Genomic DNA, 14,069 nt, shown 5'->3' on the forward strand with positions numbered 1-14,069 from the left:
ACACAGAAATCATTAATACCGTTACTCTTTTCTCTCTATCCTTTTTACATTCCTTCTTTAAGAGAAAATGGAACAAACTCTTTTTCTTCAAGAATATTTTTTATCAGCTTATAGCAATCCAGTTTCAATGCAGTGCGATAAGAAACTTTTCTTTTCAATTTGGGATGAAGAAATACACTTTCCAGACGATTTTCAAATGCTTCTATAAATATTTTCCGTCCCTCTTCATTCAAAATACAATAGTTTACCTTTTTTTCAAAATGCTTTTCAACCTGCAGTCTTCTATTATTGACCAAGTCAAAAATTGTTCTGAAAACAATAACTGGTTTAAACACTTCGCTCAAATCCAGACTTAATGAGAATCTGCCTTCCGATGGTTCATGTAAAAAGCTTATTCTCTGGTCCAAATGTGTCTGGTAAATTGCTGCATTCCTCCCACATCTGTCAGAAAAACATCTCTCCGCCTGTTCCAAATTTTTCTCTGTTTAAAACTCCATTTTCAAAATAGGAATCACCGTCTTTTATGAAATATATATCACCAATTGCTTCATATTCATCCCATGCGAATGTATTTCCTTTTTCTATCTGATACACAAACATTTTCATTTTACATTTTATCTCATGAAGTTTGACACGCTGTTCGCTGTAATCCATGCCCTGATCATGTAACAACGATTCATACTCCTGCCAAATCTCGTCTCCGCATATTTTTTCAGTAACAGATAATGTAAGTGTCCTGGAAAGAAATACATTCATCATTTCTCGCTGTTCATCTATCAGATGCATTTTGTCTGAAACTTTAGGATAAGCAAGCTGACCAACTTCTTTTTTGAAAAAATGCACTATATTATTTTCGTTTTCGCTTTTTTTGTTATTTCTCTCTATCTCCAGAATTTCTCCATAATAATCAGAAAAATTTTTGGTTCTCAAAATTTCCTGCATATCTGTTTTCATGACAGTAAATTCTGTGTCAACACGAATATCTCCATCTTTATACACCATTCTTGCAGAATCAAGATTAAAGAAATAAACAATTCCTTCCCCTTTACAGGAACGATTAATACGCCCCATAAACTGCTCTTCACTGTCCAGCTTTGAACAGTCTTTATATCCTATATCCATATCAATATCGACACCCGCTTCTATCACCTGAGTTGCCACCAGAATAACAGATTTCAGCTTCGAAAGTTTTTCAATTATTTTCTGTCTTTCCCAGATGCTGCTGTCTCCACTCATAAACAACGTTTCACAGTCTATTTCTGTATCCGTTAACATACCGTAAAATTTTTCTGCACTCTTTTTGCTGATAAATTCTATCAATATTTTTTTCTTTCGCAGTACCTGTTTTTGCACATGTTCACACAAAATTTCCAATGTCATCTTCTGTTTCAGTAAACTATAATCAGGTATGACTCTTTCCGCAAAAACAGGATGTTTAAAGTAACTTTCTTTTTGTGGAATCAGATTGACAGCATCTTCCTTATCATCTGTCAGTGCTTCCAGATTTGGCAAAGTTGCTGACATGATAATGATTTTCATATTAAGCAATTTCGCATACCCTTTCAAAAAAGTTATGATTTCACTCCAGAGAGCATTTTTGTAACTTTGTATCTCATCCAGCACAATTACTGAATTGCATAACTGATGAAAAGCAAATACATCCTCTTTCTCATGCCCAAATAAAGTTTTAAACCAAGTCACATGTGTAGATAAAACAATTGGATAGTTCAAAAACTGTCTGTCAAGAAGAACTTTCTGATAGAATTTTTTTGTCTTATCCTCATACTCGTCTTTCTCTTCTTTCATAGGTACCAGTGAATTTACCACAGCAATCTGGTTCATAATATCTTTCTGATTTCCAAATATTTTCCCCAGATTTTCAATATTCTGATCTACAAGCGTGTTAAACGGATAAATGTAGAAAATTTTATTGATATTCTTTACTTTCTTTATAATCTGAAAGCTGAGGTTCAATGCAGTATTGCTTTTCCCTGCGCCTGTAGGTTCTTCCAGATAAAATATGTGGTCATTGATATGTTCTTTTAATGTATTTTCCGCATCCAGAAACATTTCTGTTCTTAAATCATTGATTACATCCGCTTTTTTCTTTTTCACCAGCCTTTCTCTTCTCTGTGGATATTTTGTTTTTTCATACTCCCGAATACTTTGTTGTGTTCCCGTTTTTTCATATGCCTGTATAATATTTGAAATATCATCCAGTTGTCCAAAAGCTTTCAATTTTATCCCGTTCATATAGTCTGATGTGGCATAATAGTCAACAGCTACCAAAAGTGAAAACAGCAGTCTGGTATATCCAAATAAATATACCTGACGGGAAGCATCGTCCCCTGATATTCTTTCAAGCATATCCTCCTGTTTATCTTTTTTCAAATACACCTTCTTTCTTACTTTCTGATTTTCATTTTCTTCTTTCCACTTTTTCAGCCATTGCTGTGCATGCCACCCTAATACTGTACCCTCTGTATCATTCAGACTTGCAAAGCTGTCCAGATATGTCTGAAAATCAGTAAGTGCCCCATGATGTTTTGCTATTAAAAATGAGTGAATATATGCAAGATCTCTTAAACTTTTTCTTTCTTCCAGATTTTCTATTTGAGAAACTCGATCAAGGAAATAATCCAGATACAAAACTGAAGACAAAATAGAATGTTTACTTCCTACACTGTTATCCGGCCTTGCCTTTCCTTTCAATTCATAATTTCCCATATTTTTTTCCTGGAATCTTGGATTAATTTTTCCGATATCATGAAAAGTGATAACATTGTCTCTCATTGTTTCAAAAAAATGGATTCCTTCCCGACTCATATCGGAAAAATACAATTTTTCAAACTGCTCAAAGACTACCTGTATCTGTTTGTGCTCTACTATTTTCTCATAATATTGCTGGCATAATTCTGTATGCTCTATTAGTGTTTCTTTCTGTCTTTGCTCCATGCTCTTCTTTTCATTGCCAGTTCTATGTGCATAACAATGCACAACATCTTTCTGTACTTCTGTTAAATCAATAAATTCAATATTCAAAGAAATCCCCCTTTACGACAGAATCCCGCAAAAAGGCTGCGGGATTCTGTCTAATAAAATACAAGCATATGATCTTCTGTTTTAAAAATTTTTTTTCCTTTCAAAGTCACTTTCATATTTGTAAAACAAAACGTTTCATACTGATACAAATTCAAATGGCTGTCTATTCCGACGGGAAGCTTTTCTTCATATTTAAACTCCGGAACTTCCTCTTCATCTTCATACTCTTCCTCTTCTTCATCAGCAATTCCCAGTTTTCCATCTTTTTTCTCATAAAGGCAAGATAAAACTACATTTTCGCATGTTACCACATCCAGTTCCACAACTTTTGCAGCACAGATATCCGCCAGATGGTCATTTTTTCCCATATATGGGATATATACGCATTTCTTATCCAGAATCATCTCTGCAATCTTATCCGCTTCCCGGGAATCTAAAAGAATATAGATATCCCATACCGGATTCTCCAGCCACTGCTCTCTTACGATCAGATTTCCTCCCAGTTCCTGGGATGCATATCCTACTGTGTTATTAAACATCTGTACTTTCTTCTGTATATATCCCTGAGAGTTTCGCGGTACAACAGAAACTTTCAAATCTTTTAATTTTTCATAAAACTCCGGATACGTTCCTGTACAGCCATAACCTTTGTACCCTACAATAGCTCCAAGTATGCCTAAAAGCGCAACTCTATGGATTTGTCCATATGTAAAATAAAAGTAAGCATTCACTTCCGGCTTTTTAAAAAAGGCATTTTTTCCACTGAGAGTAAATTTCAAAGCCCGCATAAATCACACCTCTTCTTGTGTAATAATATTAAATATCTTCGCCCCTTCAATTTCTCCTTCAAGTTTTGTTGTATACGGATTATAATAAATTTCTACATTTTTAATCCTTGTTTTAAGCACCTGTAAAAGCTCAGCACACTGTTCCAGATTAATTATGTTTTTTTCCTCTCCTTTATCAAAAGAAATATATTCTGTCAGATTCGGAAGATATAAGTCTGATTCTGTTTCAACAAAAAGTGCAAACTCATTTTCACATCCTTCTTTTGCATTTGTGGCAAATGCTGTGGCAGATACTAATGCTGTTCTTTTAAAATTCTGGTAATCTTCCTCTGTGTACCCATCTGTAACTCCCAGCTCCTTAAACTCTTTATATGCCAGAGGATTAATCACAAATGGATAAAAATAATGCGCTTCATTGCTGGTGATTTTAGTTCCAAGCGTTGAGTTTTTTGCTTCTTCATCCTTCTTATCATCTTTACTTGAATCCCTGAACGGTGACAATATATTCTGCTCTTCCGAACAGGTATCTGCATATTTATTGAATCCCTGACCAAATTGAACAGCACCCGTAATAGATATGTTATTTTTTGCTTCTGCAAAAGTTGCACCAAAGTTTTTTACATCTACTGCTGAGAACAGATTTTTTAAAGTTTTCTGTGGATTCTTTTCCACCTTTTCTCCAAAGATATATTCATAACGCTCTCCCAATGAACGTGGCACCAAAGATACCAATGAAGCATCTTTTCCGCCAAATTTCATTGATTTAATATACAGAACTTTTTTTCCTTCATTATCCCACATTTTTTTCATCGGATACTTCAAGGCCTTATCACTTCCAAATACCAGGCCATCAGATGTTGTTTTGGGATATCCGGAAAAATCTGCATTCCAGTTTGCCATAATAGAAGAGATGCCTAATATTCCATGTACTCGTTTATTCATTTACCTGTTCCTCCATATTCTTTTTCTGATATAAAATGTTATTATTAATATATCCCGCAATCATAGAATTCTGATCTGTTTTTTCTGCTTTTGTATAATTGCAGATCATTGCATAAAGATTATTAAACCATGTTCCTGAACAATTCAGCTGGTAATTATATTTTATAAAATACTGGCGCAGTTTATCTTTTAAAGCCTGATTATTCTTTATGTTAAAGAAAGGATTCGCCAGAGAATGTTTCTTATCCTTTGCCTTACTGAGAGAAATAAAGTAATTCACAAGCTGTCCGACTGCATAATAATATTCTTCATCACTTGTAATCTGCTCTGTCTCTTTACTCTGTATCTTTCTTCTTAATTCTTTTCGTATTGACTCATAATCCGTACTCATTGGCTCTCCTCCTGAAAAATATTCTTCCAGTGAACACTTCAGATTAAACTGTTTCACAGCCTTGGAAATATATCCGTTTTTTATAGAATCTTTTATCATGTTCACACTGACTTTAGATAAAATTCCTGAAATATTCTGTGTTTCATTCTTATATAACCATGCAAAAATTGCGTCTCTTGACCATATCAGATTTCGTGCTGTCTCACCGGAAATCTGCAATTCATCAACAGGTGTGAAATAATTCGTAACCAGCCATTTTGAAAACAGGATTTCATTAAGTAAACTCTCCATCTGTCCGACAGTTCCGTAATCCCTGTAGAGTTCTTCCTCTGTTTTTCTGTCGAATACATTTATATATTGAAAACGCTTTCGCAGATGATAACGGTAATCTACAATAACATCCTGATGCATGATCTGCACTTCTTTTCCTTTCTGCACATACAGATAATAGCCTGTGAAATCTTTCTGCATCTTTTCTTCTTTTGAAAAAGCACTGATTTCTCCTTTTTCCGGATCAATATAGATATTTACTTTTCCTGCAGACGCCTGATTGTACAGGTAATCAAAAAATTTCCTCTGCAAAACTGCATCTTCTGCAGTAATCATATATGGCAGCTCTGTCTTTCTTGTTTTATGTGCCATATATGGTTTCTTCTGGTTCATTCCCAGATTGTCGTTAGGAAGTCCCCATATTTTCCCATCTATTTCCTGATTATAATCATTCTTATTAAAGATTTTCGTAATCAGATATCTCTGTTCTTCCTGTATATATCGTTCTTCTGTATCTTCAAAGAAGATTTTCAGATAATTTTTTCCTGACAGGGAAATTCCCATATCTTCCAAACTAAAAATATGCTTCTTTACCCAATCCCGACACCATTCCAGTTTTTCTACATTAATTTCGTCAATCTGAGCAGCAATATAGTCATACATTTGTCTGTCTTTTGACTTGGCATATTTCTTTTCTGGATTTTTTAATACATCAAAATATCGGTCAATTGCCTCCTGATTTAATTTCCCGTTACCCAGACTTTCCTGCTTCACCCAAAATGAAAGGTAATTATTTGAATGAATAACTTTCTTTGGATCTACAGGTTTATCCATGCTTACTAACCTGCTGTGATAATCAAAAAAACACATTTTCCCATAATATCTCTGCGAAATCCCCTCCATTTGTTTTGCCTTCTTGTTAAATTTCAAATCCATCTGGCATGCGATAATTCCATCAGAATTCACACTGATATAACACCCATCTGCCGGAATATAGGAATCCAGAATCAAAGCATCTTCTGCCCTGCCTTTTTCTTTTACCTGTTGCATTTGTCTTTTGAATACTTCAAGACAATCCTTCAGCACATACTCACCCTCTTTACTTTTTATATAGCAGTTTATTATTACCATAAATCATATGGCTATCCCACAGGTCAGTTCCAACAAGCACTGATCAGAACCACCTGAAATTGCAAAACCCAGCTCCTCTGCTGTTTAATTCACAAAGTCCTACACCTAATATGAAATATGCAAGTTTCTGACTCTTCTCATCATCTGCAATCTGAAGACTTAATTTATCACCTAACAAACTAATACGTTTATACTTGCAACTAATTGGATGTCTGTTTAAAAATGTAATATTTGTATATAAGGGAAAATCTTCTTCGATCTGCTCTCCTGTAAATGAATTATACTTCTTCACTAAATTAGAAAACAATCTTTCTTCATATTCATCAAGACTCATATAACTTCTCCAGTATCCTTCGTCTGACTTCATAATAACCGGACTCAGCGTATATATTTCGCTTATCATTTTGTGCGGAATAATACGATTCTCAACAGTTAAGCCTTTCATTTTCTGTGTATAGTGATTTTTTAATACCTCTGAAAAGTATCTCGCAAGAATCGGTTCTACAGTTCGTACAGTTAAGGTATAAATCTGGTCTTTTTTATATGTCATGCCGCGTTCCAACGGCCACAGAGTCCCTACACTGTAGAATTTGTAACAATTTGTCTCATGAAAAGAAATTAAACTCTCATTCTGACACAGTGCTGAATCCACAAAATTTGCTACTGCATTCTGTAATTCCTTAAATGGAATATCCTGCAGCAGATAAAGCTTCACTCTCATTTCATATACATTTAGTTTTTGCTCCACAATACCCTCCCAATATTTTTCAACGTAAATATTTGTTTATTTAGTTATAAAGTAACACGTTTGCTTTGTTCTATCAAGCTGAATCTTTTTACTTTTCTAAAAATTTATTTGCAATATCTGTTAATTTATAATAAAATACTCGTAACTGTTCAGCACCTTTACAGTTACAAATCCAAATCTACTGAGACTTGTTTGCAACGATAGAATTTGGGAACTTCATTAAGAATAACATAGCTATGTATTGAAACACGTATATATTTGTTTCTATTTATCAAGTGTAACATGTGATGTATAACAAAAATCCCTGACAGAAATTTTAACTGATCATCAGTTTTTAATTTCTGTCAGGGATTTTTATTTATTATTATCCAATCGGCTCGAAGTCTACAGCTCCATGTTTACACAGTGGGCAGATATAATCTTCCGGAAGTTCATCGCCTTCGTAGATATATCCGCAGACTTTACATACAAATCCTTTCTTACCTTCTGTTTCAGGTTTCGGTTTTACATTTTTCTGATAATAGGTGTAGCTCATTGTCTCCTGGTCACTTACCACGCGGGCTTCTGTCACACTGCAGATGAACATTCCGTGAGTTCCCAGATCTACATACTGCTCTACTTTCAGGGACATAAATGCGTTGATATATTTGTCCAGGAATATCAGTCCGTTATCAGAACGATTCACCTTCTGTCCCGCAAATTTATCCACGCTTCTTCCACTCTGGAAACCAAACTGTTCAAATACAGAGAACGGAGCTTCTACAGAGAGACAGTTTACATTCATCACCCCTGTCTGCTTGATAACATGGTGAGAATAATTTGTCTTATTGATATTAACTGCAACGCGGAACGGAGAGTCTGTCAGCTGTGTCACTGTATTAACGATCAGTCCGTTATCCTTTTTACCGTCATTTGATGTCACTACATAGAGACCATAACCAATGCGGAATAATGCTGTCATGTCATTTTTATTTGCCAGTTCATCATTCTTTGCAATATATTCCTTACAAAGCTCGGAAGCCATCGCTTCCATCTGATCTCTGTTTTCCTGATTTACTGCGGACATGATCTTCACTGTGGTGTCCAGCCAGTTGATCTTCTTACATTCAGAAAGCATATTTTTCATTACTTTTGCTGCCAGAGGTGCCCAGGAACCGTTTTCAATAAGACCTACCGTACGGTTCTGAAAATTATGCTCTGCCAGACGGGTAATAAAGTCATTCATAAACGGATAGATTCCTGCATTATAAGTAGTTGTTGCCAGTACCAGCTTACTGTAGCGGAATGCATCGCTGAGTGCCTGAGACATATCATCTCTTGCCAGATCATAAACAACTACTTTCGGACATCCCTTGCTTTTTAATTTCTCCACAAACTGATTGACTGCTTCTTTGGTATGTCCGTATACAGAAGTATATGCAACTACGATTCCTTCTTCCTCCGGTGTGTAAGAGGACCAGGTATCATAGAGGCTGATATAATGTCCCAGATTTTCTGTAAGTACCGGACCATGTAACGGACAGATGATCTGAATATCCAGAGTAGCTGCTACTTTCAGAAGTCTCTGTACCTGTGCGCCATATTTACCAACAATACCGATAAAGTATCTTCTTGCTTCATCATCCCAGTTTTCTGCCACATCCAGAGCACCGAACTTACCAAATCCATCTGCTGAAAAAAGAACTTTATCTGTGCTGTCATAAGTCACCATAACCTCCGGCCAATGTACCATTGGCGCAAATACAAAAGTAAGATTGTGATTTCCCAGACTCAGTGTAGAACCATTCTCTACTTCCAGTTTCTGCCCTTCCAGATCCAGTCCGAAGAAATTCTTGATCATTACAAATGTCTTCGCATTGGCTACTACTGTAGTGCCGGGATATACTTCCAGAAAGTTCGCTACATTTGCTGCATGGTCAGGCTCCATATGCTGAACGATCAGATAGTCCGGCTTACGTCCGCCAAGTGCCTGTTCAAGATTATCCAGCCATTCATGTTTGAAATTGGCATCTACAGTATCCATAACTGCAACCTTGTCATCCAGAATCACATAGGAATTATATGCCATTCCGTTTGGCACTGCATACTGTCCCTCAAACAAATCTACCTGATGGTCATTCACTCCGACATATTTAATGGTATCTGTAATCTTCATATTTCTGCCCTCAATTCTTTCTTTATAGTATATCGTCTGTCCGTTACTATTCAGCAATCTGCTGTCACTCAACGTTAATAAGTTATAGTTGCTATGCATTCTTAATTTGTTTATGTTTTTATATTATACTATTTTAATCCAATTTTCAAGTCCTTTTGGTAATTTTTTTCATTTATTTATGAAATTTTGTTATTGTTCACACACCACTGTCCCGCGAGGTGTTTTGGCATGAATATGCCAAAATCCCGAGACATACAAGTCAAAATTCCATTGCCGCAGGCAATCTGGAATGAATTTTGGCTACGTTACTGTGAACGGAGTGAACAGTAACGAGATTTTTCATAGAGTCAGGTGGATATCCTCAATTGAAGCAGGGCTTACTTAATTGGGTTAATTTACAGTATTCTCTGAAATTATTACGAGTATACTCAAAAAACAGCAGAACAGATACAAATTATCCATCCTGCTGACGTTCCTTCCATAGCAATCTGCGTAAATAATATATTAATCCAGTTCAGTAGAATTTCACGCTCTGCTGAACCACATCACAATTCATTATTTTCCAAAATTGCAATACTCATAATGTAGTTATAATCTTATACAATGTCTCCACGCTGTACGGCAGTATTCTCTCATCCAATTGAAATTTCGGATGATGCAGAGGATGATTCTCTCCTGGTATTCCCGCAAGAAATACTGTGAAAAGTCCTCTGGTTTCTCTAAAATATCTGTATGCGTTGTCGCCGGAAAGAAACAACTCATCTTCTCTTTCCAGAACAAATTTATCTCCGAATACTTCTGCACCCACTACCTTTGCTGTCTCTGTAAGTTTCTCATCATTGGCAAATGCATATACCGGATCTTTTGGAAATTCCATACGGATCTGTGTGCCAGTCTGCTTTTCAATTTCCTGCAGATTTCTCTCCAGCTCGTGCTCAAGTGCCATGTAAGTTTCTTCATGAACTGCGCGTATATTTCCGTTTAATACCACATGGTCTGCAATAATATTCGTATATTCACCGCCATGGATCGTACCCGTACCCACAATATATTTTCCTGCATCCGGATGCTGTTTTCCAAAACTTTCATTCAGATCATGAATGGCACTTATCACTTGAGCAGCAGCATAAATTGCATCAATCCCCTTATCCGCTTCACACCAGTGACTGGATTTTCCATGAACATGAATCTGCATACTGTTGATCATGGAAGATGCCTGTCCCTGATGCACTGCCATTCCAAATGTCATGTCCGCTGCGTAATGAAACATCAGAAATGCATCTGCTTTCGGATTCTCTAATGCTCCGGCCTGAAGCATTCTTTTTGCACCTTCACCAATCTCCTCTGCAGGTTCAAAAAGGAACCGGAGTCTGACCGGAAAACTTTCCTGCATTCTTTGCTCTTCTGCCACAATTTTTGCAAGGATCAGTGCTGCTGCCAGGATCATATCGTGACCGCAGGCATGCATACATCCCTGATTTACTGATGCGTATGGTAGATTTGTCTGCTCCTGTATGGGCAATGCATCCATCTCCGCCCTGAGTACAACCAGTTTCTCTCTGTTTCTCAGAGATGGAAGTTCCGCGATCAATCCTGTAGGTTCTATCGGCACAATCTCATATCCCAGTTTCTCCAGATATTTCCGGATATATGCAGACGTCTCCACTTCCTGAAGTGCCAGCTCCGGATGTTGATGAAAGTAATGTCTCAATGTGATTAATTCTTCCGTATATTTTTCTATATTCATCTGTTTTCCAACCTTTGTTCTCAGGGATTACCATTTTCATCTTCCGACATACTCAAAACCGCATTCGGACGTTCCAGGCAGAACTTCTGTATCTCTTCCAGAAATCTCTGACCGTATTTCTTTAGCTTATTCTCGCCCACACCGGAAACCTCCAGCATTTCTTCTTCATTTGATGGACATTTGATGCACATATCTATCAGCGTCTTATCACTGAACACGATATATGGAGGCATGGCTTCCTCTTTTGCAATTTCCAGACGAAGTTTCCGCAGGGCTTCAAATAAATCGTAACCTGCTGCCGTAAGCGCATCTGTACTGCGTTTTCTGACAGATTTCTGGGGCTTTTTCTTTTTATCCGGTTCTTTTTCCTCGTAAGTACGCATGATCACGTGAGTATTTTCATCTCTTAGCGGAGAAATATCGCCCAGTTTCAGCACACTGTAACGTTCCTGTGTCTGATAGAGATATCCCATCTCAGTCATCTGGCTGATCAGTGCCCTGAGTTCTGCCTCACTGTGATCATTCAATGCTCCATAAGATTTATACTTATCTGCTCCAAGCTCCCTCAACCGGGCTCTCTTAGCCCCCAGCAGAGTACCAATCACAATTGTCAGTCCATACCTTCCTCTCGTCTCAGCTACACAGTTCACTACCCACTTCGCCTCTCTGGTCATATCTGTCTCATGGTATTCTCTGTGACAATTTCCACAATTATCACAGGGACCGAAGGTCTTTTCACCGAAATACTCCAGAATATAATTTCGCAGACATCCTGTTGTTTTACAATATCCTTCCATGATCTGAAGCCTTCGTATATCCCGCTGACGAATGAGAAATTCATCCTCTTCATCCACATCGGAAAAATCTTTGTTATCCAGAAGCATTCGATCGATCATAACATCCTGTGCAGAAAACAATAGAACACACTGGGAATTCTCTCCGTCACGCCCTGCACGTCCTGCCTCCTGATAATAATTCTCCATACTCTGCGGCATATTGTAATGGATCACATATCTCACATTGGATTTATCAATCCCCATTCCAAATGCATTTGTTGCAATAATAACAGGAGTTCTGTCATAAATGAAATCATCCTGATTCTTTTTTCTGGTTTCATTATTCAGTCCTGCATGATATCTGGTAACAGCAACTCCTTTTTGGAAAAGCAGTTCAAAAAGATTGTCCACATTTTTTCTTGTAGAGCAGTAAATAATCCCGCTCTCTGTTGGATGTCTGTCTATGTAATCCATCACAAAATCGTCTTTTCGCCGGATATTTTCCACGCTGTAATATAAATTCTTTCTATCAAACCCGGTGATTACTACTTTCGGATCTTCCAGATTTAAAGTACAGAGAATGTCGTTCTTTACTTCCTCTGTTGCAGTTGCGGTAAAAGCACTGACGATCGGACGACCGGGAAGATTTTTTACAAAGTCTACGATTTTGACATAGCTTGGTCTGAAATCCTGGCCCCACTGTGAAATACAATGTGCCTCATCCACTGTCACCATGGAAATCTCCACCTGTCTGGCAAATTCCAGAAACTCATAATTTTCCAGACGTTCCGGTGCAACATAAATAATTTTGTATCTTCCTCCTGCTGCCAGGTACAACGCCTTGCTAATCTGACTTTCCGACAGTGAAGAATTGATAAATGCGGCATGTATTCCCGCTTCATTCAAAGCCTTTACCTGATCCTGCATCAGTGAGATCAGAGGAGAAATTACAATCGTAATTCCTGACAGCATCAGTGCCGGTACCTGATAACAGATAGATTTTCCGGCTCCTGTCGGCATGATTGCAAGCACATCCCGGTGTTCCAGAATGGACTCCACAACACTCTCCTGCCCTTCTCTGAATGTATCATATCCAAAATAAGTCTTTAAGGTTTGTACTGCCTGTCTGTTCACCTGAAACCTCCCTCTGCATTTTAATCTATTTTAATCTCTTTTTCAGCTCCTGAATCAGTTCGGAATAGTCTCTGTGCTGCATCTTCGGAAATGCCTTGATGATACGCCCCTGACCGACAACGGTATGATTGGTAATAGAACTGGACAGTTCCTCAAACTGAGCCTGAAGCTCCGCTCTTTTTATACGAAGCATTTCGATAGATTTTTCTCGCTGTGCGGCAGTTGCATCACGCAGTTCTGCTGCTGCAAGAGTTGCCTGAACCTTTCCTTCTCCCACTTTCTGTGCTGTGCCAATCGTAGTCGTAGCCAGTGTATCACTCAGTTTATCACTTACAATTCTCAGATCTGAGCGAACCTTATCCAGTCTGGTAAGCTTTTTATTCAGTCCCTGGATCACTGCTACCGTCACAATAAAATCTGTCAGATACACAGCATACAAAGCTGCTATCACAATCCATTCCCAGGTTGCAGGTGTATGTAACGCATGTGCCTCTACATACTTCTGGAAAACTTTTACTACCATAACGATAGCCAGTCCCCAGATCAGAGAAAACTCCAGGCAAATGTAGCCATGAAAATTAAAGGGTTTATCTGAATAATCCCACCATCTTGCGTGGAAACACACATCCAGCAGCCAGCCTGCAACCAGCTCCACCGCAGTTGCCAGAACAATTCCAAACACAAAAATCATTCCATCACTCATCTGACGCCCGCTGCCCTGAATTGTATTGAGCAAAGCAAAAACAGAAAGCACCCCAAATCCATATACCGGGCAGACCGGTCCATTCAGGAAACCTCTGTTTATAACTTTTCCCAACGCTACTGCATGAAAAATAACTTCAACAACCCAGCCGCCAAAAGAATAAATAAGAAAATACAGACATATCTGAAAATACGTCATTCCACAAATCATTCGTTGCTCCTCCTTGCTTTCATCAAACCACT

The 14,069-nt window shown here is 37.7% G+C and carries 10 protein-coding genes; all 10 read right to left on the reverse strand.

Going from position 1 to position 14,069, the window contains the following annotated elements; translation table 11 throughout:
- Positions 1 to 44: 44 nt before the first annotated feature.
- Complete coding sequence (gene cas1, locus LI074_RS07425) at positions 45 to 473, reverse strand: CRISPR-associated endonuclease Cas1 (protein ID WP_330593944.1); 429 nt, start codon at positions 471 to 473, stop codon at positions 45 to 47.
- Positions 445 to 3,042: a CRISPR-associated helicase Cas3' gene (gene cas3, locus LI074_RS07430; protein WP_243868794.1), complete on the reverse strand. Its 2,598-nt coding sequence runs from the start codon at positions 3,040 to 3,042 to the stop codon at positions 445 to 447. Before cas3 ends, cas1 begins: the two co-directional genes overlap by 29 nt.
- A gap of 50 nt (positions 3,043 to 3,092) precedes the next feature.
- Positions 3,093 to 3,830 carry a type I-B CRISPR-associated protein Cas5b gene (gene cas5b, locus LI074_RS07435; protein ID WP_118592689.1) on the reverse strand — a complete coding sequence of 246 codons (738 nt, stop codon included), beginning with the start codon at positions 3,828 to 3,830 and terminating at the stop codon, positions 3,093 to 3,095.
- Positions 3,831 to 3,833: 3 nt separating this feature from the next.
- Positions 3,834 to 4,772 carry a type I CRISPR-associated protein Cas7 gene (locus LI074_RS07440; protein WP_118592688.1) on the reverse strand — a complete coding sequence of 313 codons (939 nt, stop codon included), beginning with the start codon at positions 4,770 to 4,772 and terminating at the stop codon, positions 3,834 to 3,836.
- A complete protein-coding gene (locus tag LI074_RS07445; RefSeq protein WP_118592687.1) occupies positions 4,765 to 6,519 on the reverse strand; it encodes a CRISPR-associated protein in 1,755 nt (584 codons plus the stop codon). Before LI074_RS07445 ends, LI074_RS07440 begins: the two co-directional genes overlap by 8 nt.
- 88 nt (positions 6,520 to 6,607) lie before the next feature.
- The gene (gene cas6, locus LI074_RS07450; protein ID WP_008706840.1) at positions 6,608 to 7,312 is read right to left on the reverse strand and encodes a CRISPR-associated endoribonuclease Cas6; all 705 of its coding nucleotides are present in this window, start codon (positions 7,310 to 7,312) and stop codon (positions 6,608 to 6,610) included.
- 364 nt (positions 7,313 to 7,676) lie between these two features.
- Positions 7,677 to 9,467, reverse strand: a complete 1,791-nt coding sequence (locus LI074_RS07455) for a flavin reductase (RefSeq protein WP_173698043.1) — start codon at positions 9,465 to 9,467, stop codon at positions 7,677 to 7,679.
- Between the two features lie 577 nt (positions 9,468 to 10,044).
- On the reverse strand, positions 10,045 to 11,214 hold the full coding sequence (locus tag LI074_RS07460) for a M20 metallopeptidase family protein (protein ID WP_173698042.1): 1,170 nt from the start codon (positions 11,212 to 11,214) through the stop codon (positions 10,045 to 10,047).
- A 20-nt stretch (positions 11,215 to 11,234) separates the two neighbouring features.
- Positions 11,235 to 13,124 carry a DNA helicase RecQ gene (gene recQ / locus LI074_RS07465; RefSeq protein ID WP_161276503.1) on the reverse strand — a complete coding sequence of 630 codons (1,890 nt, stop codon included), beginning with the start codon at positions 13,122 to 13,124 and terminating at the stop codon, positions 11,235 to 11,237.
- A gap of 25 nt (positions 13,125 to 13,149) precedes the next feature.
- The gene (locus tag LI074_RS07470; RefSeq protein WP_161276504.1) at positions 13,150 to 14,037 is read right to left on the reverse strand and encodes a putative ABC transporter permease; all 888 of its coding nucleotides are present in this window, start codon (positions 14,035 to 14,037) and stop codon (positions 13,150 to 13,152) included.
- Between the last annotated feature and the right edge of the window lie 32 nt (positions 14,038 to 14,069).

This window comes from Blautia sp. MSK18_10 (assembly GCF_020553185.1).
Taxonomy (GTDB): domain Bacteria; phylum Bacillota; class Clostridia; order Lachnospirales; family Lachnospiraceae; genus Blautia_A; species Blautia_A wexlerae.